21 protein-coding genes and 1 pseudogene are annotated in these 20,971 nt (G+C 65.7%); 10 read left to right on the plus strand and 12 right to left on the minus strand.

What is annotated here, in order from left to right; genetic code table 11:
• Nucleotides 1-29: 29 nt before the first annotated feature.
• Entirely contained in the window at nucleotides 30-290 is a 261-nt protein-coding gene (locus tag G6N66_RS16420; protein WP_085231142.1) for a type II toxin-antitoxin system VapB family antitoxin, read from the plus strand.
• An 8-nt stretch (nucleotides 291-298) separates the two neighbouring features.
• Complete coding sequence (locus G6N66_RS16425; RefSeq protein WP_085231143.1) at nucleotides 299-727, plus strand: type II toxin-antitoxin system VapC family toxin; 429 nt, start codon at nucleotides 299-301, stop codon at nucleotides 725-727.
• 60 nt (nucleotides 728-787) lie between these two features.
• On the opposite strand, the pseudogene G6N66_RS29030 reads toward G6N66_RS16425, so the two are convergent.
• A pseudogene (locus tag G6N66_RS29030) lies at nucleotides 788-856 on the minus strand (VapC toxin family PIN domain ribonuclease); the annotation flags it as partial.
• A gap of 19 nt (nucleotides 857-875) precedes the next feature.
• Nucleotides 876-1,136: a type II toxin-antitoxin system Phd/YefM family antitoxin gene (locus tag G6N66_RS16435; RefSeq protein WP_085231144.1), complete on the minus strand. Its 261-nt coding sequence runs from the start codon at nucleotides 1,134-1,136 to the stop codon at nucleotides 876-878.
• 153 nt (nucleotides 1,137-1,289) lie between these two features.
• Here G6N66_RS16435 and G6N66_RS16440 point away from each other — a divergent pair, with 153 nt between their 5' ends.
• Together G6N66_RS16440 and G6N66_RS16445 are read left to right on the plus strand one after the other, a co-directional pair.
• The gene (locus G6N66_RS16440; protein ID WP_085231277.1) at nucleotides 1,290-1,652 is read left to right on the plus strand and encodes a hypothetical protein; all 363 of its coding nucleotides are present in this window, start codon (nucleotides 1,290-1,292) and stop codon (nucleotides 1,650-1,652) included.
• Between the two features lie 110 nt (nucleotides 1,653-1,762).
• Complete coding sequence (locus G6N66_RS16445) at nucleotides 1,763-3,037, plus strand: hypothetical protein (RefSeq protein ID WP_085231145.1); 1,275 nt, start codon at nucleotides 1,763-1,765, stop codon at nucleotides 3,035-3,037.
• Between the two features lie 610 nt (nucleotides 3,038-3,647).
• Here the strand turns inward: G6N66_RS16445 and G6N66_RS16450 are convergent.
• The 5 genes from G6N66_RS16450 to G6N66_RS16470 all read right to left on the minus strand — a co-directional run bounded on the left by G6N66_RS16450 (nucleotide 3,648) and on the right by G6N66_RS16470 (nucleotide 6,182).
• Nucleotides 3,648-4,049 carry a TA system VapC family ribonuclease toxin gene (locus tag G6N66_RS16450; protein WP_085231146.1) on the minus strand — a complete coding sequence of 134 codons (402 nt, stop codon included), beginning with the start codon at nucleotides 4,047-4,049 and terminating at the stop codon, nucleotides 3,648-3,650.
• Entirely contained in the window at nucleotides 4,046-4,276 is a 231-nt protein-coding gene (locus G6N66_RS16455; protein WP_085231147.1) for an antitoxin, read from the minus strand. Before G6N66_RS16455 ends, G6N66_RS16450 begins: the two co-directional genes overlap by 4 nt.
• A 63-nt stretch (nucleotides 4,277-4,339) precedes the next feature.
• Nucleotides 4,340-5,329 (minus strand): hypothetical protein, encoded by a 990-nt coding sequence (locus G6N66_RS29595; RefSeq protein WP_232079328.1) that lies wholly within the window; start codon nucleotides 5,327-5,329, stop codon nucleotides 4,340-4,342.
• Between the two features lie 188 nt (nucleotides 5,330-5,517).
• On the minus strand, nucleotides 5,518-5,949 hold the full coding sequence (locus G6N66_RS16465; protein WP_232079329.1) for a type II toxin-antitoxin system VapC family toxin: 432 nt from the start codon (nucleotides 5,947-5,949) through the stop codon (nucleotides 5,518-5,520).
• Nucleotides 5,946-6,182, minus strand: coding sequence for a type II toxin-antitoxin system Phd/YefM family antitoxin (locus tag G6N66_RS16470; protein ID WP_179968279.1), 237 nt, complete (start codon nucleotides 6,180-6,182; stop codon nucleotides 5,946-5,948). The genes G6N66_RS16465 and G6N66_RS16470 overlap by 4 nt, the downstream gene beginning before the upstream one ends.
• A 109-nt stretch (nucleotides 6,183-6,291) precedes the next feature.
• Here G6N66_RS16470 and G6N66_RS16475 point away from each other — a divergent pair, with 109 nt between their 5' ends.
• On the plus strand, nucleotides 6,292-6,990 hold the full coding sequence (locus G6N66_RS16475) for a crotonase/enoyl-CoA hydratase family protein (protein ID WP_085231149.1): 699 nt from the start codon (nucleotides 6,292-6,294) through the stop codon (nucleotides 6,988-6,990).
• Nucleotides 6,991-6,995: 5 nt separating this feature from the next.
• A complete protein-coding gene (locus G6N66_RS16480; protein ID WP_085231150.1) occupies nucleotides 6,996-7,586 on the plus strand; it encodes a TetR/AcrR family transcriptional regulator in 591 nt (196 codons plus the stop codon).
• A gap of 9 nt (nucleotides 7,587-7,595) precedes the next feature.
• On the opposite strand, the gene G6N66_RS16485 is transcribed toward G6N66_RS16480, so the two are convergent.
• Nucleotides 7,596-8,378 carry a VOC family protein gene (locus G6N66_RS16485; protein ID WP_085231151.1) on the minus strand — a complete coding sequence of 261 codons (783 nt, stop codon included), beginning with the start codon at nucleotides 8,376-8,378 and terminating at the stop codon, nucleotides 7,596-7,598.
• 234 nt (nucleotides 8,379-8,612) lie between these two features.
• On the opposite strand from G6N66_RS16485, the gene G6N66_RS16490 reads away from it, so the two are divergent.
• Nucleotides 8,613-9,698 carry an anhydro-N-acetylmuramic acid kinase gene (locus G6N66_RS16490; protein ID WP_085231152.1) on the plus strand — a complete coding sequence of 362 codons (1,086 nt, stop codon included), beginning with the start codon at nucleotides 8,613-8,615 and terminating at the stop codon, nucleotides 9,696-9,698.
• Nucleotides 9,699-9,787: 89 nt separating this feature from the next.
• Nucleotides 9,788-10,636 carry an SDR family NAD(P)-dependent oxidoreductase gene (locus G6N66_RS16495; RefSeq protein WP_085231153.1) on the plus strand — a complete coding sequence of 283 codons (849 nt, stop codon included), beginning with the start codon at nucleotides 9,788-9,790 and terminating at the stop codon, nucleotides 10,634-10,636.
• Here G6N66_RS16495 and G6N66_RS16500 read toward each other — a convergent pair.
• Nucleotides 10,633-11,565, minus strand: a complete 933-nt coding sequence (locus G6N66_RS16500; protein ID WP_085231154.1) for an SMP-30/gluconolactonase/LRE family protein — start codon at nucleotides 11,563-11,565, stop codon at nucleotides 10,633-10,635. The two genes, G6N66_RS16495 and G6N66_RS16500, sit on opposite strands and share 4 nt — an antisense overlap.
• 82 nt (nucleotides 11,566-11,647) lie before the next feature.
• Nucleotides 11,648-11,893: an antitoxin VapB family protein gene (locus G6N66_RS16505; protein ID WP_085231155.1), complete on the minus strand. Its 246-nt coding sequence runs from the start codon at nucleotides 11,891-11,893 to the stop codon at nucleotides 11,648-11,650.
• Nucleotides 11,894-12,196: 303 nt separating this feature from the next.
• Between G6N66_RS16505 and G6N66_RS16515 the strand changes: the two genes are divergently transcribed.
• Nucleotides 12,197-13,357, plus strand: a complete 1,161-nt coding sequence (locus G6N66_RS16515) for an FIST signal transduction protein (RefSeq protein ID WP_085231156.1) — start codon at nucleotides 12,197-12,199, stop codon at nucleotides 13,355-13,357.
• A gap of 203 nt (nucleotides 13,358-13,560) precedes the next feature.
• Here G6N66_RS16515 and G6N66_RS16520 read toward each other — a convergent pair whose 3' ends face one another.
• Together G6N66_RS16520 and G6N66_RS16525 are read right to left on the minus strand one after the other, a co-directional pair.
• Nucleotides 13,561-14,052, minus strand: coding sequence for a hypothetical protein (locus tag G6N66_RS16520; protein ID WP_085231157.1), 492 nt, complete (start codon nucleotides 14,050-14,052; stop codon nucleotides 13,561-13,563).
• The gene (locus G6N66_RS16525) at nucleotides 14,036-14,401 is read right to left on the minus strand and encodes a hypothetical protein (RefSeq protein WP_179968280.1); all 366 of its coding nucleotides are present in this window, start codon (nucleotides 14,399-14,401) and stop codon (nucleotides 14,036-14,038) included. The genes G6N66_RS16520 and G6N66_RS16525 overlap by 17 nt, the downstream gene beginning before the upstream one ends.
• A gap of 143 nt (nucleotides 14,402-14,544) precedes the next feature.
• On the opposite strand from G6N66_RS16525, the gene G6N66_RS16530 reads away from it, so the two are divergent.
• Nucleotides 14,545-20,958, plus strand: a complete 6,414-nt coding sequence (locus G6N66_RS16530; protein ID WP_139825023.1) for a DUF3320 domain-containing protein — start codon at nucleotides 14,545-14,547, stop codon at nucleotides 20,956-20,958.
• The last annotated feature ends 13 nt before the right edge of the window (nucleotides 20,959-20,971 follow it).

Below are 20,971 nucleotides of genomic sequence, written 5' to 3' on the forward strand. Positions count from 1 at the left end.
AGTTAGGTCTCAATGGTACCATCTACCATATGGCGCTGAACATCAAAGATCCCGAGGTGGACCGGCTCGCGAACGAACTCGCGACACGGCTTCAAACGAACAAAACCGACGCCATTCGCCGAGCCCTTCGTGCCCAGCTTGGACTGTTGGAATCGCGCGCTGGCGACCGCGAAACACAGCTCTTGGACGTGATGCGCACCGAAATCTGGCCGTTACTCACCGACCGCAGCCCGATCACCAAGCGCGAACGCGAGGAAATCCTTGGCTATGACGCCGATACCGGAGTCTGAGCGCCACGATGATGATCGACACAAGCGCCATCGTGGCGCTGGTTCAAGACGAGGAACCTTACGCCACCCAGGTGGTCGCCGCGCTGGCCAACGCCCGCGAACGGGTCATGTCGGCACCCACGGTGGCCGAATGCTTAATCGTCTTGACCGCCCGTCATGGTCCGTTGGCGCGCACCGTTTTTGAACGCCTACGCAACGAAATCTCCTTAGGCGTAGTTCATTTCACTGAAGAACATGCCACAGCGGCTCAACGGGCCTTCTTGCAGTACGGTAAGGGTCGGCACCCCGCGGCTCTGAACTTCGGAGACTGCATGACTTATGCGGCCGCCCAGCTGAGCCGCGAACCACTGTTAGCCATCGGCAATGCCTTCGCCCAGACCGACCTCGAATTCAGCGGCGTCATCGGCTACTGGCCCGCACCGGGCAGGCCCAGCTAGGACAGGGCTTGGCGGCCAGTTGCGCGCCGGACTTCTGCGTCAGTCACCAATGGTGCGACCCTCTGGGATGAGCGAATCGTCGAGTTGGCGGCGGCTCTCGGTCGCGATAAATACCGAGGTGTCGAGCACTCCTGTGGCCGGCGTGGCGTCATCGGATCAGACCGAGATCGTCGGTGGTGTCGCCTGCCAGAGCCGCCAGGTCGTCGGGTAACCCGGGATCGGCTTGAGCGCGGCGCAATCGCGACAGGAACTCTGTTTTGTACAACCAACCCCGACGTTGCGGTCGGACTGCGGTGAGAACAGCGACAGGACGGCCGTTAACAGTCATGGTGACGTCCTCCCCTGCACGCACACGCGGCAGCACGCCCGCGGTGTCGTTGCGCAACTGACGGGACGCCACTTCGGACATGCTACGAACGTAGGAATGGGCGCGTTGTGGTGGAGGTGCATCGTGGCGCGTCAACGTGCGGCGCGCTCCGACTGACATGATGAGCTGGTGACACTCCTGACCGACTCGGTGGTCTCGTCTGAAAGCGGCTCGATTGTGGGCTCGATCGCCACCATGGACAGCGTCGCCGTGGCCGGGTCGGTCGCCACCGGAGGCAGCGTCGCGGTCGCGGGTTCGGTGGCGACCGCGGGCAGCGTCGCGGTGGCCGGTTCGGCGGGCACCGCGGGCAGCGTCGCGGTGGCGGGTTCGGCGGGCACGGCGGGCAGCGTCGGTGTGGTCACCAGTCTCTTGACCGTGCTGTGTCTTTTTGTGCGCGAGTGCGTGGCGTGCGTGGCATGCATCGCCTGCACCCGCTGCATCGGCTGTGTCGCCTGTGTGCGCTGCGTCGACTGCGTCGGGTGCGTCGGTTGCGTCAACTGTTCGGGATTGCGCAATGTCAAGGGCGCCCGCAACCTTGCGGTTCAGCCCGCCGGGTGAATTCCTACCCAACAGACGGCCAATCGCTAGTCGGCGTAGGCACACGCGTGTAACGTCCGCAATCACTGGTCGTCAAATCTGTGCTAACTCTCGGATTTTTTGGGGGTGCCATGAGCACATCCGAGGTGTCCGCTCCGTGGATCACAACCGATACGGACGAGGTCGTGGTGTCGCTCCACGACGAGACCCTGTTGGTCGGCGGTGACGACGCGGCTGTCGAGTCCTATTTGGTGCGGCTGCGGGCGGCCGCCGGGTACGCCATGCGCGTCGCCGGGGTCGAGCGCGCCTCGCTCACGAACGCGGCGGGCAGGCTGGGCTCGCTACTGGCCGACTCCGGCCGGTACGTGCAGCTGCATCGCGACAGCCTCGATGCATTGAAGGACGCCAATCTAATTCCCTTGGGCGACGGCTGCTTTCGGATGACGACGGACGCTGACGCCGGCCAGTTCCTGGCACCGCTGCGGTGGCGACCGGCGGGGCTCGGCCCGGAAGCGATGATGTCGGCGCAGATGATCGCGGTGCAGGTGGCGCTGACGTCCGCGGTGGCCCAGGTGGAAGACGCCGTCCGGCGCGTGGAAGACAAAGTCGAGTCGGTGCTCGAAGTGGCCCGGGCACAGCGGGCCGGCGACGTGCTCGGCAATAGTCTGACGATTTCGTGGATGGTGGAATCGCTGGACAAGTACGGGTCGCTGCCCGATGCGTACTGGGATTCGGTGGCCGCCTTGGGACCGGCGCTCAACGTGACCGTCGAGCAATTACGCAACCATGTCAGACGCGTCCTGGCCTCCTTCGATCAGGCCCTGGGCGTGCAGCACCGCGCCGGAAAGCTGCGAAACGCGCTCAACGACAACCGACTTGGTGACACGTTGAGATTGCTGGTTATCGCCGAAGGCGCGCTGCACCAATGGCAGCGCCTCAACCTCGCGCGAATCGAGGCGACGCAACCCGAGCAGCTGCTGCGAGCGATCGATGAGGCTCGTGAGCTCGTCGACGGGCATCTCCGCGAAGACGTCTCTATCTACGGCTGCGCGCGGGAAGTGCTCGACCGGTTCGTCAAGCCGGCCACTTTCGACGGCTTCCGATTCTGGTCGGTGCGCGAGTTGGCCCGACACGGTTGCGCCGTGCGCGACGAATTCGACAATTTCGCCAAGGCCCGCCACCACCAGGTCGAGGCCTGGGAGGACTTTCACGTTCCCAGCGTCCTGGATGCCGCATTCGCCACCATCGGAGCCGCCGCGAGCACCACCAACCGCGCACTCGCGATCGTCGGCCGCGGGCTGGTGTTCCTGGGGGCACAGCTGGCCGAGCCGTTCCGGGGCAAACCTAACGAAGCCGAGCCAGATGTGGTCGGCGCAGGACTTGAGGAACCCGTTCCGTCGGGCTGAACACGCGACGCGCCGGCGCCGGCGTTTTCTCACCTTTCACAGTGGCCACTGGCGGGGCGGCATACGACTAATTGTCCGCCTCTGAGCGACAATGTCGGGCGGTGCTGGCGGTGGTCGTGAAGCTCAGATCCCTTGGGCGCCAGTTCGGCTCGTGTTCAACCCGGTTGTCGCTCAGAGGTGGACAAACAGTCGAGTGTCCCGGGAGCCGGGACGCTTGGGGCGGATGTGACTACCGAAGCGAAGGTAGCGAGCCAGGGATGCTGAGACCGCCGCCTTCTTGCATTTCGGAACATTGTGCGGAATTTCCCACTTGTCACAACCTTTGTCCACCTCACAGCGACAACTTTTTACGCGCGCGAGCTTGTCGCCGCAGGTGCAGCACGGCGTCCGCGGAGTTGTCGTAGACCTTCACTTCGGTCAGCACGGGCAGCAGTGGCGGATCGCGTCTTCGGGAATGTCATGCCCGCCGGCACGGACGCGTTGGCGGACCCGGTCAATGTGCGCGTCGGCGCTGGCCAGCCCGACGTAGAAGACGCGGACCTCGATGCCCCGCGAGAGGCCTCGGCGATCAGCCGCGGCACTTCTATATTTATGTGCGGATCAGGCAATTTCAGCTTTCCGTGGGGATGAGCACCGCGACGTCGTCGTGCAGGTGCGCTAAGCCGCTATCAAGAGTGGCCAGCTGACCCTTGTGGCTGCGTGCGAGCTGCGCGAGGTAGGCATCCGTTATCTGTCGGTGACCGACCACACCGCCGACGTCGACGTCGGCGAAAGAGACAGCGTCAGGCCAGAACTCGTGGCCGTTCGCACTCCGGACTGCGGCGACGACTTCGCGAGCGGCCGTCGCGGACTGACCCGTCCGGACCAGGAACCGAACAAGTCTCCCCTGTGTGATCGGGCACGTGGCGAATTCTGTCCAGGATGCCGATAGCCATTCCGCGGCGGCGTCGTGATGCACATGCTCGCTGACGACCAGTGCAATGAGCACGTTCGCGTCAAGCAGCGCCGTCACTCCTCATCCTCCAATGACCGCACGTCCTCCGACGTCACGACCGTCCCCACGCTGACAACAGGCAAGCCCGTCCGTGGATCTATCGAGATCTCGGCGGTGCCGGCGGCGGCACGCAGGCCGCGACGCATGAGGTCGGCGACGGTTTCGCTCAGCGTCCGGTGGGTGTCCCGCGCGATCGACAGCGCCTGTTTGTGCAGGTCGGCGGGGAGATCGATGGTGGTACGCACGCCACATCCTAGCATCTGTGCATCATGATGCATAGATGCGCCGAGCGAGCTCGGGGCGTCCGATTAGGCCGACTCAGCACGGACCCCCCGCAGCAAATCGCACGCGCCGACGAAGCGGGCCCACTCAGCCTCGGTCGGACGCGCCGCACAGTTGGCGAGGGCGTCATCGCTCACCACCAGACCGGGCCGGATTGGCGCGAGCATCTCGGCCAGTTTGCGGATTTGCCCGCTCGGACTATCCGCGAAGCTCTGAAACACCCTGTCGCGGACCCGCTGCCGAGCACTGTCGATACCGGCGGCCAAGTCCAATTCGGGAAGCCGCAGGGCGCCCTTGCATCGGCTGGCCTGTTCCTCGAAGCGATCTTCCCAGCACTCCGCCTGCCAACCACGCCACAAGCGCGGAAGCGCCTCGAAAATGCCCATGGTATCGGCGGTTTGCCACGCTCCCAATGTCTTTCGTGGCACGTCGATATGGACGCCGCCTTCGGGGATCATCCCGAGCGTCAGGCGTCGCACCCCGCGGCCAGGCAGTTTGTCCAGCAATGTGGGCCCATGCCACGCCTTGCTGAGGTGCCACCATAACGGCCACATGCGGAGTTGTCCCGTGTCGTCGACAACAGAAACAAGATGGCACAACGTGTTTCGGTCGCGGGCGAGCCGAAGGGTTGGCTGCTGGTCCCAAGTGTCGGGCGGCAACTCCGCTCCCACGTATCCCGCCAGCTCGACAGTTCCGTCGTATGCCCAACCGACCGCATAGCCCGGCCAGACCGCGGCGAGCACACGCATCAGGGCCCGACGTTCGGCCATGACAACCATGAGCGTGTCACCAAAGAACAACAGACGCCTACGATCGAGATCCACCAACGCGCCGCCGTCAGCCCATGCCGGGTCGACCCACTCATTCTTCGGACACGGCCGCAGCGTCTGCACATACCGCAGCGCCAAGCCTGGACCGCCGATCAGCGCATCGAGTATGCGGCCGCCGGCCCAGTGCGCGTAATAGAGCTGCCAATCCTGATTCTCCACAACGACGAAGTTCGCCCGGTTGCCCATGCCGCCCCGATTTCCCTTGACGCGAGCTCCGATGTCGCGTCGGCTGAGCCGAGTCTGCCCCGGGGGTCCGACACTGTGTAGTCACCCAGGCGCGAGTGTGGGGAAGATCTGATCACCGGGGCCGTCGCAATTGCCACTGACGCCGTTGAGGCTCAACACAAGTCGCAGCGCACCTTATGCTGCTGGCCTCACGAAATGTCGTGATCGGGGTGAGGGACGGTTCGTAGGTCCAGGCGTGGGATCGCGGCAAAGTCCGACGGATTGCAACTGTAGAGCGGCAGGCCGTAGGCGATCGCGCTGGCGGCGATCAGTGCATCGTAAGCGCGGGCCGCTGGCTTTCGGCCGGACGCACGCAACGACGCGGCAACTGACCCAAAAGCGCGCGCAGACTCGGCGTTAAACGCCAGTACATCGAAGTCCGACTCCGCCTGCTGCAAATGCGCCTGGCGTGCCGTCCGCTCGTCGTCGGAACGGGCGACGTGTGGCCCCACCGACAACTCCGCCAATGTGATAGCGCTGATCACGACCTCGTCCGGCAGATCTGCGGGGTCTCCGATGCGCCCGAGCAGGATCACGGTTGATGTGTCGAGCATCCCCCTCGACACCGCGTCTGCGGTCACAGCGTCGGATCGATCACGGTGTCGATGTCGCGTCGCAGCACATCGGGATCGACGCGAGGCAGCCCTTTTCTGCGCTCAATGAGTTCGACCGCACTGGCGCTGCGACGCGGCAGGGGGCGCAACTCGGCGATCGCGCGCCCGTCTCGCGTGACGATCACACGTTCGCCCCGCTCCACCCGGTCCAGCACTTCTCCACCTTTATTGCGGAGGTCGCGCACAGTTACTGATTCCACGTCAGCAGTGTATCACCGGTGAGACATACGTGCGGTGTGGTGTGTCTCTTGCATTTCGTAACGTTGTTTCGTAACGTCGATACAAATCACCAAGGGCAAAGGAGCACTCATGAGCGGACCGGTCACCTACCGTCGCGACGAATCCATCGCGACCATCACCATGGACGACGGCAAGGTCAACGCGCTGGGGCCGACCATGCTGCAAGCCCTCAACGACGCGCTCGACAACGCCGACCGCGACGACGTCGGCGCGGTGGTCATCGCCGGCAACCACCGCGTGTTCAGCGGCGGGTTCGACCTGAAGGTCTTTCAAGCCGGCGAAGCGCAGCCGGCGATCGACATGCTCCGGGGCGGATTCGAGTTGTCCTACCGGCTGCTGTCCTACCCCAAGCCGGTCGTCATGGCGTGCACCGGCCCGGCCATCGCGATGGGATCGTTCCTGTTGTGCAGCGGCGATCACCGAATCGCCGCGCCGGGATACAACATTCAGGCCAACGAGGTGGCCATCGGCATGGTCGTGCCGCATGCGGCCTCGGCAATCCTGAAGCTGCGTCTCACGCGGTCGGCCTATCAGCAAGCGGTCGGGCTGTCCAAGGTGTTCTTCGGCGAGACCGCCCTGGCCGCCGGATTCATCGACGAGATCGACCTGCCGGAGCGGGTACTCGCTCGGGCGCAGGAGGCTGCCCTCGAATTCACCAAGCTCGACCAGCGGGCCCACGCCGCCACCAAACTGCGCGCCCGCGCCGACACGCTCAAGGAGCTGCGCGCCGGAATCGACGGCGTGCCACGCGAAATCGGCGCGCAGTAGACCGGATGCCCCGACCCAAACAGCGCACCCCCGAGCTTCGCGACCAAGTGCTCAAGGTCGCGATGTCGACCTTGAACGAGGACGGCCTGTCCGGGTTCACCACCCGGCGGGTGGCCGAGCTGGCCGGCACCTCGGTGCCCGCGGTCTACGAGTTGTTCGGCGACAAGTCCGGATTGGTGCGCGCGGTGTTCTTCGAGGGATTCCGGATGCTTGCCCGCCAGCTGCTCGCCGTGCCCGAGACCGACGACGCGGTCGGCGACGTGCAACGGCTCATTCCGGTGTTCCGCCGGTTCTGCCTGGAGTACCCGGCACTGGCGCGGGTGATGTTCTCGCGGCCCTTCCAGGATTTCGACCCCGGCCCCGAGGAACTGGCGGCATCGCCGTCGCTGCGTGAGATCTTCGTCGGCAGAATCAAGCGGTGCACCGATGCCGGACAGCTCACCGGCGACCCGGTCGATATCGCGCACGTATTGCTCGCTCTGGCACAGGGTTTGGCGGTCCAGGAAGGCGGCCGCTGGCTGGGCAAGTCGAAGGCGTCGGTGAATCGGCGCTGGGACGTCGGGGTGAGTGGGATCCTGCGGGGCTTTGCGGGTTGAGGCCGGCGCCTACATCTGCTGGGCCGGCTGCAGCACGCTGAACACTGCGCCCTGCGGGTCGGTCAAGACGGCCGAGCGCCCCACCGACGGTATGTCGAACGGCTCGACCATGACCTGCCCGCCGCCCTCGGCCGCCTTGGCCGCGGCGGCGTCGGCATCGTCGACGGCGAAGTAGACGTGCCAATGGTTGGGCACACCTGGCATCGGCGGTTCGGTGCAACCGCCGACATCGTTTTCACCGACCTTGAGCAGCGTGTACTTCTGACCCGGTGCCATCTCCACCACGGAGTGTGCCAGGCCCACCACGTCCTGGTAGAAGGCGAGCGCGAATTCCGGGTTTTCCGTGATCAATTCGTGCCAGATCGGCGCGCCCGGGTCGCCGACCAGCGTGGCGCCGATGCGGCGATTGGCCTGCCACAGCCCCACCGCCGGGCCGGTCGGGTCGGCGACGATGGCCATCCGGCCGGCTTCGCCGATGTCGACGGGCGCCATTAGCACCTGCCCGCCCGCGGGTTCTACCTTGTAGACCGCCGCATCAACGTCGTCCACCGCGATGTAGGTGTTCCACATCGGTGGCCTGCCCTCGGGCGCACCCGGCGGCATCGGCGTGATCGCCGCCACCTTTTCGCCCTTCACGGTGGCCATGGAGTAGACGCCGCCTTGAGGCATCGGGCTGTCATCGAAGCTCCAGCCCAATAGCGATGCGTAGAACTGCTTAGCCGCGGACTGAGCGGTGGTTTGCAGGCCGACCCAGTTCGGTGTGCCCTGCGCGTATTGGCTTAACTTAGGCATGATCCACCTTTCATCTGGCGAAGGAAGGCACCGTCGGTGTAGCGGACGGATCGATCGAGGATTCCGGCGGGCCCGGTGGCGACGGTTCGGCGTAGGTCAAATCGCCGCACCTTGCGGGCGCGACGAGCTTGATGCGATTCCCCCAAACGCAACCAGACACCGGTTTTCAACCTACCACCTGTCGATCGAAAGCCTAAGTGCGGAATTGACATTCGAGGAAGGATGGCTACGAGCATGAGGGTGGTCGGGTTGATGTCGGGGACGTCGATGGACGGCCTTGACGCGGCGGTGGCGGCGGTCGAATGGGACGGCGACAACGTGGCGATGGCGCCGCTGCGTCACATCGAGCGGCCGTGGCCGGACGAGGTGCGCGCGCGCCTGCACGCCTCGCTGGGCCCGACGACGGCGGGCGAGCTGTGCGAGCTCGACCAGCTGATCGGGCAGACGTCGGCGGCGCTCGCCGCTGAGCTGCTGCCCGCCGACCTCGTCGTCAGCCACGGGCAGACCATCTACCACTGGGTACAGGGCGGCGAGGCGAAGGGAACGCTGCAGCTCGGGCAGCCCGCGTGGATCGTCGAGGCGACCGGGCTACCGGTCATCTCCGATGTCCGCGCACGCGACATCGCCGCCGGCGGCCACGGCGCCCCGCTCGCCGGCGTTCTCGACGGCCTGTGGCTGCAGGGCGAGCACACGCGCGCGGCGCTCAACCTTGGCGGGATCGCGAACGTGACCCTCGTCCGCCGCGGGTGTCCCCCGCTCGCGTTCGACACCGGGCCCGCCAACTGCCTGCTCGACGAGGCGGCGCGCCGCACCACGGGCCAGCCGTGCGACGAAAACGGTCGGCTCGCCGCCCGCGGCACGCCAGACGCGGCGCTCCTGCAACGGCTGCTCGACGACCCCTACTACGCGCTCGCGCCGCCGAAGTCGACCGGCCGCGAGCACTTCCGCCTCGGGGTCCTGCCGGATCTCGCGCCCGAGGACCTGTTGGCGACGCTGACGGAGCTGACCGCGATCACCGTCGCCGATGCGCTCGCGCCCTACGCGCCCGACGAGGTCGTCGCGTCCGGAGGCGGTGTCCGCAACCCGGTGCTACTCGCCGCGCTCGAGCGCCGCCTCCCGCTCACCGTCAGCGACGACCACGGCCTGCCGGCGCAGGCCAAGGAGGCCTACCTGATGGCGCTGCTCGGCTTCCTCGCCTGGCACCAGGTGCCGCTGCTCACCGGACCGCACGTGCTCGGACGTATCTCTCCCGGCGACGCGCCGCTGACGCTCCCGCCGCCGGCCGCCCCACCCACCGGGCTGCGTATCCGAACGGCGTGAGGCCTATCGCCTGGCCGTCATTGACAGCCTTCGAGGGGGTCTCGATACTCCACCAGTACGGCACTGGTTGGGGCGCAAGGAGGTTGGTGGTGATCGATCTTGGACTGTCCGGTAAGCGTGCGGTGGTGTCGGGCGCGGGCTACATCCCGCAGCGCGCGGGCCACGGCCGGTTCACGTCGCTGGCCCTCGCCGAGGCGGGCGCCTCGGTGGCCTGCATCGACATCGACGAGGAGCGCGCCGAACGCATCGTCGCCGAGATTGCCGGCAGGGGCGGCACTGCCGTGCCGATCGTCGCCGACATGACCGACCCCGTCCAGGTCGGTCGCGCGATCGACGACGCCGTCGCGGCGCTGGGCGGTGTCGACGTGTGCGTGGACATCATCGGCGGCGCGACCTGGGGCAAGGTCGAGGACTTCACGCCCGAGGTGTGGGACGCGACGATCCACTACAACCTCAACCAGGTGTTCTACCTTTTCCAGGCGGCGGCGCGGTACATGATCGCCCAGCGCACCGGCGGATCGTTGGTCGCGCTCACCTCGGTCGACGGCATCGCGGCGGCCCGACACCATGCCGCCTACGGCGCGGCCAAGGCCGGCGTCATCTCGCTGGTCAAGTCCTTCGCCGACGAACTGGGGCGCTACGGCATTCGCGCCAACGCGGTCGCGCCGGGCAATGTGGGTTCGGGCAACGAGGATCAGCCGCCAAACGAGTACGCCGTCAACGGAATTAACCCGCTGGCGGCGCCGCGCGCGCATGACATCGCCAACGCCGCGTTGTTCCTGTCCTCGGAGCTGGCCGCCCGCATCACCGGTCAGACCCTCGTGGTCGACGGCGGTGCCACCATTCGCCAGCTCTGGGACCTGCCCGAGTCGATGATCCCGGCCGACCAGGACGAGGCGCTGCGCAACCTCATGAGACCCGGGCCGTCAAACGGCTAGCGCTGGTGCACCATCGGCAGGCCGGGCATCGAGCTTCTGCCCTTGAGCACATGCGGGGCCTGGATCGAGCCGATGTAGATGTCGCGCATGTCTTCGCCTCCCCAGGCGATGCTGGTCGGGGCATTTAATACCGCGCCGTCGGGGTCGTCGAGTATTGGCATCGCCTCGCCGTGCGGGCTGATCGCCACGATCTTGTTGGCTAAAACGAGTGTGACCCAAAGGTTTCCGTCGGCGTCGAACGCGCATCCGTCGGCCATCCCCCACCGGCGACCCGTCTGCGGGTCGGCCAGAAATCGGCCGTGGTCTGGGCCGAACTCGTCAGGGCGACGGCCGCCCAGCGGCGGGCCGAATCGCTCTGGCGGCCCGAGTGTTTCGCCTTCGATCGGAAACCGGACGACGTCGGCGGCGAGCGTGCGGACCACGTACAGGTAGTCCTCGTCGCGGTCCAGCGCCATGCAATTCGGGAAGCTGACCGCCTCGGCGACCACGTGCGCCGATCGGCGGTCCGGTGTAACCCGGAAGAGGAACCCGTCGGCGGTGCCGCGCGCGATGGTATCAAGCAGGTCATCGGCCGTTGTGCTCACCGAACACCAGAGCGCCCCAACGGAATCCACCAGGACGAAGTTCAGCCACCGCAGCGGGCGTCCGTCGAGTTGTCCTTCTAGCACTGTTGTGATTGTGCCGGTCGCCGGGTCGAGGTCCTGGAGCTTCCCTAAGCCCCAGTTGGCGATCAGGAAGTGGCCGTCCCGGTCGCACGCGATCCCGTTCGGCTCACCGCCGGCCTGCCCCATGCGCCGAACGGTGTTCGCGTCAACGAGTTCGGCGACGGCCGAGGCCTTGTCGGAGGCGAACACCCGGCCATCGCCGGCCACCACCACGTGTTCCGGGCGATCCACGCCGCGGCCGAAGGCGTGCAAGCCGGAAATCATCGGTCCTCCGCGATGCCGAGGCCGTCGATGCGCCGGAAGCCTGCCGGGTTCGCGGTGACGATAGGGCGCTCGGCGTCGACACTCAGCCGGAGTGCCATGAGTCCTCGGGCGGTGCGTCCGGGTGCTGCGCCTTATCGAGGCGCTCGAAAACGTCGTCGCTCACGGTCGGCAATTCGGCAAGCGCATCCAGAAGCGTTGCCGTCGTGGCAAATTCGTTGCGCCAATACGCCCGCTTGATGACGCGAGAGAACGATTCGCCGGGCGAACGCCGAGCGGCCCGTAGGCGCTCGTATGCCTCGGAGTCGATGGATATCGTCTTCCTCGCCATGATGCATGTACGTTACCGCAGCTCGCGGCCGAATTTCTTGGTCAAATGCTTGATATGAAGGAGCGGTTGGGTGTGCGGTGAAGACTCGTGATGTGCAGATCACTGGCATAGCCGCGACCCGGCACGCAACTGTGGCTACCCGCCTTATTCGCCACTTCGAAGGAACGGGCGTCGACTAGGTCAACTCCTGGGACTGACATCGCGGCCCCATGTGCGGTAGCACCGAGTACAACTAGCCTTGAACGGGTCTCCCGCCGGCCCGAGATATTTCGTCAAACCCCCAGGGCGGCGCACCATGGAAGGATGCGCATTGCAGTCGGGGTGTCCACCGCGCCCGACGCGCGGGAAGCCGCGTTGGGGGCCGCAGCGCAGGCGCGCCACCAGCTGGCGGGTGAGGCGCCGTCGCTGGCCGTACTGTTCGTTTCGCGATCCCACACCGATCGGGCCGCGGACATCCTCGACGCGGTGCAGCAGATGGTCGAGGCGCCTGCGCTGATCGGCTGCGTCGCCCAGGCGATCATCGCCGGGAACCGCGAGATCGAGGACGGGCCCGCGGTGGCGGTGTGGCTGGCGTCCGGGCTGGCCGCCGAGACGTTCGCGATGGACTTCGTGCGCACCGGTTCGGGCGGGCTGATCACCGGTTACCGGTTCGACCGGACCACACACGACCTGCACCTGCTGCTACCCGACCCGTACACCTTCCCGTCGAGCCTGCTCATCGAGCACCTCAACACCGACCTGCCGGGCACCACCATGGTGGGCGGCATGGTCAGCGGCGCGCGTGGACCGGGCGCCACGCGGCTGTTCCGCGACCACAGCGTGCTCACCTCCGGCCTCGTCGGGGTGCGCCTACCCGGCGTGCATGCTGTGCCGATCGTGTCGCACGGCTGCCGGCCGATCGGCGACCCGTACATCGTCACCGGCGCCGACGGCGCACGGATCACCGAGCTGGGCGGGCGACCGCCGCTGCAGCGGCTGCGCGAGATCGTCGTGGGGCTGCCGCCCGACGAGCAGGAACTGGTCAGCACCGGCCTGCAGGTCGGGATCGTCGTCGACGAGCATTTGGCCGCGCCGGGTCAGGGCGACTTTTTGATCCGCGGGTTGCTCGGCGCCGACGCCGCGAGCGGGGCGATCGAGATCGGCGAGGTTGTCGAGGTCGGTGCGACCGTGCAGTTCCAGGTCCGCGACGCGGCGGGGGCCGACAAGGACCTGCGCCTGACCGTGGAACGGGCGGCAGCCGAGCTGCCCGGGCGTCCGGTGGGCGCGCTGTTGTTCACCTGCAACGGGCGCGGGCGACGGATGTTCGGGGTCGCCGACCACGACGCGTCGACCATCGAGGAGCTGCTGGGCGGGCTTCCTCTGGCCGGTTTCTTCGCCGCCGGGGAGATCGGCCCGATCGCCGGACGCAATGCGTTGCACGCGTTCACCGCGTCGATGGCGGTGTTCGTCGACGAGACGAGATGAGCGACTGCTCGACGCGGAGCCGCTGGTGGGCGCGCCATGCCGGCCACACCGGTCAGCGCTAACCGGCGAGAACGGCTCCTGGCCTGAAGAAGCAGGTCGGCAGAGACAGCGGCTACAGCACTGGTGACATAGCCCCAGCGAGGAAATGCGCACGCCGGCGGGGAAACGCCGAGATCCGATTGTCATCGAGTCAAGCACTTCGCTCAAAGTGGATTTCCATATCGGCGTGGCTCGATGATTACAGGCCGATTTTGATCTCCGCCGTCCTCGATTGAGGCCGGTGCAGATGGTGCAAACCGATACGCCTCAGGGATATCTGACGGGCGCTCCGGGAGACCTTCACGCGGGAATCCGTGCCACAGGATGGTCTCTGGATCCCCTGGATGGCGGAAAGACGCCGACACCCTGCCCTCCTCAAGATCGCAGAGGTAGTAATACAACGCCGGATCATCCTGGGACAGCCATGGACCGGGGTTGATGATCGACTCTCTGGTGTCGCGGGCGAGTCCCCAAGTGATGTCGGACGGCGGAGCCGTGTACACCAGGTACATCATCGGTCCTTCGGTCCACGCATGCGAGACCAGAAAGGGATCGCATCCTTTCCTGTTCTGAACGTCGATGCGCCGCAACAGGTTTCGCAGCACCTCTGTTGCGAACTCGCGTTGCGCGTCAGCGGGATCAGTTGATGGGTACATTCTTATTCACCCACGGCGGAGTCAGCGTCCAGTTCGGTTTCACTTCCACCACTCCACTACCCCCCGGGAGCGGATACATCGAGATAACCCCTTTCTGTCCCCCGTCAGGCACGTCTGGACGCCCTTCGTTGATATTGGCCACGATCCTCATCGTCACGCTCTCACCAGTATCCTCGCAATCGACAATCCCGAATGGACCCTCCGTGCAGTGCACGCGGTTGATGGGAACCTCGTAGACGAGGACTCCGCCCTCAATGCTTTTGAACCGGCTGTGCAAGATCAGGTCTTTGAACACATGGGGTTGATCGATTGGTGACTCCAGTAAGCCTTGTCCCAGCACGGAATCCAAAGCCAATCGCAGAAGCGCCTGCGAAGAGGTCGCCGCGCGTGGTTTTATTGCCACCGCGAACTATGTCAGTAGGGGGACATAGGCTGGCCGCGCGCCCGAGGCGGCGACAGCATTTTGCTGAGATAAAACGCGGGAGATCTGCAGTGATCAAGGACAACTACCACTCCGTCGTGGGTGAAGCACTGTCAATCCTGATCGACGGCCTCCGACCGTTTGTCGAACGTGTGTTTGCGCAAGCGTTACCGCCCGGCGTTGCGTGGACGGAGGTGTTGCGTCGCAAAGACGCCGCCGCCGGCCGACAGATGAGCAGCTACAGGAGCAGCGACCTGTCGTTGATGCTGCGTGCGATGACCGAACGGCTCGGGGAATACGGATTCCCGTTCACTCGCCATCTGTCACGGGCTGGACAAACCTACGCCAGCGAGTTGCGCGACGTTCGCAACAGGTGGGCGCACACCGAGGCGTTTACTGAGCCGGAGGCCTACCGAGCGATCGACTCCGTGGAACTGCTCCTCAGGGCTATTGGCGCAGATGATTTCGCTGCGCAGGCCGCCGAGCTGAAATCGACGCTGAATCCTGTTCGGTCTGCCGCCGCGGCCACCGAGGATCAGCCCTCCTCGGTCGAGCGGGCGACGGTGATCCCATCGGAGCCCACTCAAGCGCCGAGCGCTTCTACCGTCCGATTCGCGCCGTCACCGGCCGCGACGGCTCTAACGGAGCCCGCCCCTACGGGCGGCCGAATCGAAATCCACGCCGTCTCCGACCTGAGCTACCCGATGGCGCATTGCCGCATACCGGTGGTCGACCACATCACCATTCACGGCGCCGCGGAGGAGCTGCGCGGAGCGGTCCTGCAAGTTAGCGTCGTCAGCGCCGGCGCCGCGCTCGGCGGTCCCTGCGAGCGGCACCTCGACGTCGCGGCAGCGAAGCCGACGACTCTGCGCGACATCAACCTGGCCTTGGACCCGGCGTCCATGCTCACGGTCGAAGACCAGCGGCCAGGCCACATCGAGGCGGTACTCCGTGACGCCAGCGGAACGGTGGTGGCCGAGTCAGCCAAAGACGTCAACATCCTGGCCGCCAACCAATGGAAGGCCAAACCCCTGCAGCTGGCTATGGAATTGCTCGCCGCCCACGTGCAGCCCAACGCCGCGGCGATTACCGCGCTGATGCGCGAGGTTTCCGACCGCCTCGGCGCCGCGACCGGCCGCTCCGCGATCGACGGATACCAAACCGAGAACCCCGAGCGGGTGGACGCCATCGCACAGGCCGTCTACGACGCGATGCGCACGCGGGACATCCGTTACGCCGAACCCCCGGCAAGTTGGGGATTGGACGGCCAAAGAGTCCGCACCCCGGCAGAAGTCCTCGACGGCAGACTCGGAACCTGTCTCGACACCGCCGTCACCATGGCCGCCGCACTCGAACAGACGGGGGTCAACACCACGCTCTGGGTGCTCGAAGGGCATGTGCTGCTGGGCTATTGGCGTATCGACTCATCGCTGGCGACTGTCTGCACGACCGAGGTGATCGATGTCGTCAATCTGGTTGACCTCGGGCATCTGCGCCTCGTCGAGACTACGACGGTAACGGGCGGCGATCAGTCGGCTCCGTTTTCTGCGGCGGTCGACGCGCCGCGAACGTCGCATCTCAGTGGCGACTTGTCGAAGATCCTCGGCGTCACCGATATCCGCCAGGCCCGCCGGTCTCACATTTTTCCGTTACCCAGCCGGGTGGTCGACCCCGACGGCAATGTCGTCGTCACCGAATACACCCCCGCCGCGGATCCGGTCATCGCCCCCTACCAGCCCGCCGGATCGGACGCGGCCACGCACAGCTCGCGGGAAGCGGTCCCGCCCCGGGTCGCCAAGTGGAAGAACGCGCTGCTGGACTTGAGCCTTCGCAACAGGCTGATCAACTACACCGAACGCGCGGGATTCCGCCTTGAGGTACCCGGACCGGCGATCGGCCAATTCGAAGACGCGGTGAACGATGGCACCCGGATCGTCTTGCAACCTTCCGACGCTGTCAAGGAAATCGACATTGCACGCGGAATCCGTTACGGCCGTGACCTTCCCGAGCGCGACCGCCAACTTCTGTTTGCCGATAAGCGCAGCGCCTATATCGACATCACCACCGCCGCGTACAAAACGAAGTTGCGGTCGTTGGCCAATAAGGCCAAGACGATCCTCGAAGAGACCGGTGCCAACAATCTCTACCTGACGTTCGGGATGCTGAATTGGCGACTCGACGACCGCGAATTGCGATCGCCGCTGGTGCTGGTGCCGGTGACGCTGAGCACGACCAATCGCGGTGAGCGGTACAACCTAGTGCTCGACGAAGCGGGTGCGTCGACGCCGAACTACTGCCTGGTCGAAAAGTTGCGGGTGACTTTCGGATTGGAAGTGCCCGAGCTGCTCGACCCTACGCAGGACGCATCAGGCATCGACCTGGGCGCCACCTTTGACGCGGTTCGTCGTGCCGTTGCACGGAGGGGATTGCATTTCCGGGTGGAAGAGACGGTCCACCTGGCCATTCTGCAATTCGCAAAATTCCCCCTGTGGAAGGACCTCGACGACTCGTGGAAAGTGTTGTCCGCCAACAGTTTGGTGAATCACCTGATCAATTCGCCCGATAAGCCGTATATCGATCCGGTCACCGGCAGCGCCGACGTGGACCTCGACCAACTCGGCGACGAGGTGCCCGTGCCCGCAGACTCGTCGCAGCTGCACGCCATCGCCGAAGCCGCAGCCGGACGTACTTTCGTGCTGGAAGGACCGCCCGGCACCGGCAAGTCCCAAACGATCACCAACCTGCTCGCGCACGCGATGGCCGCCGGTCGCCGGGTGCTGTTCGTGGCCGAGAAGCGTGCCGCCCTTGACGTGGTCAAGAAACGGTTGGAAGCGGTCGGGTTGGGTGACATCTCACTGGATCTGCACGATAAGTCGTCGCGTCCCGCCGCGGTCCGCGAGCAGATCCGCGCCGCCCTGGACCTGCGGGTCAACGCCGACACCGAGTCGCTGCGTGCCCACACCGAGGCCGCCGAGTCCAGCCGAAATGCGCTCTCACGGTATGCGCGTCGTTTGCACGAAGAGAACGCCGCCGGCATGTCGTTGTATACCGCGCACACGGCCGAACTGGCCGCCGATCAAACCGTCGTCCCGATCGAAGTACCACCCGAGTTGGTTGCGCACGGCGCACCGGAATCCTTCGCCACCGTCCAAGGCATCCTGCGCAAGCTGCCCGAAATCACCGACCTCGCGCAGCCACGCGCTGACCATCCCTGGGGCTTCATCGATTCACTGCCAGCCGCCGGACTCGACATCGACGAAATCCGCCGCTGTGCAGTCGAATTCGACTCGGCGCTCGCCGACGCCGTGGACAACGGCCTGACGATCGACAGTCTCGCCCGCTGCGATACCGCCGCGAACTTCGAACGATGGGCGCAGCTGGCGGCGGCCCCACGCTACCCACTTGCTGCGCTCGATGCGCTGCATGAAGGACCGTGGACGGCGGAGCTGCGTACCTTGAAGGCCGAGCTGCTTACCCTCATCGAGCACCCGCCCGCGTGGCGTGCCGTGGTTTCCCTCGACGCAGTCGACCTGGACATACCGGCGATCCACCAGGCCGCCGTGGCAGCAGATCAGTCCGGGTTCTTTGGTCGCAAGAAGCGCCGCCGCGCTGTGCTGCAGCAGCTTTCCGACGTGCTCGTCGTCGATCCGGGCTCCGTTGAGCTGAAGTCACTGACGTCGACGATCGCCGACGTCATGAACTCCTATGCGGCGGTGAAGGATCTCCGTGAGCGAGTGGCACGGCTGCCGGCGACCATCATTGATGGCCCTTGGAATCCACTCAACCCCGAGCACACGGCCGCCGTCAGACGGCAGCTGGACTGGCTGCTGTGGACGAGTGCCGCATTATGTGGTCAGCCCGCCGACCCGCACACGCAGGATCTACGGGATTACTACTCGTCGCGGCCCTGCGGCGCCTGCGCTGATCAGCTCGCCCGAATCGCTCCGGCATGGACCACACTGACAACAGCCACCGGCACGAACGCCGAGCAGCAGAAGCAGTGGTCAGCACCGGAACACTTCCTCGTTCGATGGTGGGAAACGCGCGCAGCCCGACACCTCAGCGATACGGCGTCGATCCAGCACTGGGCGGACCTTCTCCGCCTGGTCGAACCCCTGATCGCCGTCGGAATGAGCGATACCCGGGCGGCGATCCTCAAGGACCACATCGACGCCGACGATGCCAGTCTGGCGCTTCAACGCGGGATGGCCATCGCATCCGTCGCCGAACGCCGCGACGCGACGGCGCTTGGCAGCTTCAACGCCGAGGCCCACGACAAGATGATCGCCCGGTACACCACGAGTCTGCGCGCCATCCGCGACGAGCTGCCCAGGGCTATCCCGGCAAAACTCGTGCAGAAGAGGCGATTTGATGCTAACGCCGCCAGCGGACAGGTCGGCGGGCTGCGTAGGCAACTCGAGCGGCGGCGCGGCGGCATGAGCGTGCGCGGTCTGATCGAGAACTTCGGCGACCTGATCACTCAGATCATGCCGTGCACCCTGATGAGCCCCGAGTCGGTCGCGCGATTTTTCCCCGCACGGTCGGATCTCTTCGACATCGTGGTTTTCGACGAGGCCTCCCAGATTAGGGTTGCCGACGCCATCGGCGCGATGGGTCGCAGCCGCTCAGTGGTCGTCGTGGGCGACAGCAAACAGATGCCACCGTCGAGTTTCGCCGAGGTGAACGCCAACGTCGACGAGGAAGACGACTCCGATCAGGAGTTCTTCCTCGACCAGGAATCGATCCTCACCGAATGCGTGGGCGCGCAAGTGCCGCAGCAGTGGCTGTCCTGGCACTACCGCAGCCAGGACGAGTCGCTGATCGCGTTCAGTAACCATAACTACTACAACCGCCGCCTGGCGTCGTTTCCCGCGCCGCGGAAGGGCGATGATTTAGCTGGCGCACAGGCGATCTCGTTGATACGCGTCGACGGAAAGTTCGAGCGCGCCGGAAGGGGCAAGACACTGCGGACCAACCGTGTCGAGGCTGACGCGATTGTCGATGATGTGGTGAAGCGCTTCAAGGAGTCGCCGGACGTCGTGCCGTCGCTGGGGGTAATCACCTTCAACGCACAGCAACGCGACCTGATCGAGAACCTGTTGCGCGACAGCGACGACGAGCGCATCGCGCGAGCTCTCGACGAACCGGACGGTCTTTTCGTCAAAAACCTGGAAAACGTTCAGGGTGACGAGCGAGACGTCATCCTGTTCTCAGTCGCGTTCAGCGCAAACGACAAAGGCGTGGTGCCGCTGAACTTCGGTCCGCTGTCGAGGCCCGGCGGCGAACGTCGCCTGAATGTCGCAATCACCCGCGCTCGCCGCGAGGTGGTGCTGTATGCAAGTTTCGATCCTGAGGATCTGCGGGCCGAGGAGACCAGCCAGACCGGCACCAAACATCTCAAGGCCTACTTGGAGATGGCGGCGCGCGGTGTTGATGGGGCGGCCGACACGGCCGGGCGCAGGCCCGTCTTTGACCGGCATCGCGACGACATCGCGGGTGCCCTGACGGCCGACGGACTCGTGGTGACGACCGACGTCGGGCTCTCAGACTTTCGCGTTGACCTCGCCCTCGCCGACCCATCCGAGCCCGGCCGGCAGCTGGTTGCCGTGCTGCTCGACGGCCCGGAATGGTATGCGCGACGCACCGTGGCCGACCGCGACGCCGTTCCGGTGGAGGTGCTGCGCGACATGATGCACTGGCCTGCCGTCGAACGCGCGTGGTTGCCCGATTGGCTGAAGCGGCGCGACGTCGTCGTCGGGCAACTCAAGACTGCGGTCGAGGAGGCCCGGCAGCGATCGTTGTCCGGGGACAACGTGGCGGTTGCTGCGCCGGTGCGGCGGCCGGCCCTATCAGCCGCTCACCTGCGTCAGGCGTCGCCTCCGACGACACCGGCCCCGAAAGCACATGCGCCGCAGACTCATCCGATGATACAGACCTATCGGGAGTGGAAGCCGCGACGTCTCGGGGACATCAGCGTGCTCGACGAGCTCCATTACCCGCAAATGAAAGCGCGCGTGTTTGACGCCATCATCAGCGTGATCGCTGCGGAGGCTCCCATCCACCCGCATCGGCTGGTCAAACTCGTCGCGGCCGCCTTCGGCCTCACCCGGGTCAATGAGAACCGCAGCCACTCGATTCAGCGCCTCGTCCCCGCCGACTACCGGCGCAAAGACGGCGAGGGATTCTATTGGCCGATCGGCGTCGAGCCGGAACAGTGGCGCATTGTGCGGCGACCGCCGGACGGTGTCACTCGGCAGCTGGAATACGTCAGCCTGATCGAGATCGGTAACGCGATGATTGTGGTGGCCGAGCAGACGGGCGGGATCGCGGCGGACGATCTGAAACGCGAGGCACTCAACCTCCTGGGAAGTCGCCGGGTCACCCAGGCGGTGGGTGCGCGGCTCGGGGACGCACTAAACGCCGCGCTTAAGCGAGGAGTCCTGCGGCGGAACGGTTCTGGGTGGATAGTGAGCGAATCGGATTAGCGGAGACGCATAT

The sequence above is a fragment of the Mycobacterium conspicuum genome, from assembly GCF_010730195.1.
Lineage (GTDB): Bacteria > Actinomycetota > Actinomycetes > Mycobacteriales > Mycobacteriaceae > Mycobacterium > Mycobacterium conspicuum.

What these genes read in the sequence shown, in the direction of transcription:
- G6N66_RS16420 (WP_085231142.1), top strand. Translation starts at nt 30, where the DNA reads ATGGCGCTGAACATCAAAGATCCCGAGGTGGACCGGCTCGCGAACGAA.
- G6N66_RS16425 (WP_085231143.1), top strand. Translation starts at nt 299, where the DNA reads ATGATGATCGACACAAGCGCCATCGTGGCGCTGGTTCAAGACGAGGAA.
- G6N66_RS16435 (WP_085231144.1), bottom strand. Translation starts at nt 1,136, where the DNA reads ATGTCCGAAGTGGCGTCCCGTCAGTTGCGCAACGACACCGCGGGCGTG.
- G6N66_RS16440 (WP_085231277.1), top strand. Translation starts at nt 1,290, where the DNA reads ATGGACAGCGTCGCCGTGGCCGGGTCGGTCGCCACCGGAGGCAGCGTC.
- G6N66_RS16445 (WP_085231145.1), top strand. Translation starts at nt 1,763, where the DNA reads ATGAGCACATCCGAGGTGTCCGCTCCGTGGATCACAACCGATACGGAC.
- G6N66_RS29595 (WP_232079328.1), bottom strand. Translation starts at nt 5,329, where the DNA reads ATGGGCAACCGGGCGAACTTCGTCGTTGTGGAGAATCAGGATTGGCAG.
- G6N66_RS16475 (WP_085231149.1), top strand. Translation starts at nt 6,292, where the DNA reads ATGAGCGGACCGGTCACCTACCGTCGCGACGAATCCATCGCGACCATC.
- G6N66_RS16480 (WP_085231150.1), top strand. Translation starts at nt 6,996, where the DNA reads ATGCCCCGACCCAAACAGCGCACCCCCGAGCTTCGCGACCAAGTGCTC.
- G6N66_RS16485 (WP_085231151.1), bottom strand. Translation starts at nt 8,378, where the DNA reads ATGCCTAAGTTAAGCCAATACGCGCAGGGCACACCGAACTGGGTCGGC.
- G6N66_RS16490 (WP_085231152.1), top strand. Translation starts at nt 8,613, where the DNA reads ATGAGGGTGGTCGGGTTGATGTCGGGGACGTCGATGGACGGCCTTGAC.
- G6N66_RS16500 (WP_085231154.1), bottom strand. Translation starts at nt 11,565, where the DNA reads ATGATTTCCGGCTTGCACGCCTTCGGCCGCGGCGTGGATCGCCCGGAA.
- G6N66_RS16505 (WP_085231155.1), bottom strand. Translation starts at nt 11,893, where the DNA reads ATGGCGAGGAAGACGATATCCATCGACTCCGAGGCATACGAGCGCCTA.
- G6N66_RS16515 (WP_085231156.1), top strand. Translation starts at nt 12,197, where the DNA reads ATGCGCATTGCAGTCGGGGTGTCCACCGCGCCCGACGCGCGGGAAGCC.
- G6N66_RS16520 (WP_085231157.1), bottom strand. Translation starts at nt 14,052, where the DNA reads ATGTACCCATCAACTGATCCCGCTGACGCGCAACGCGAGTTCGCAACA.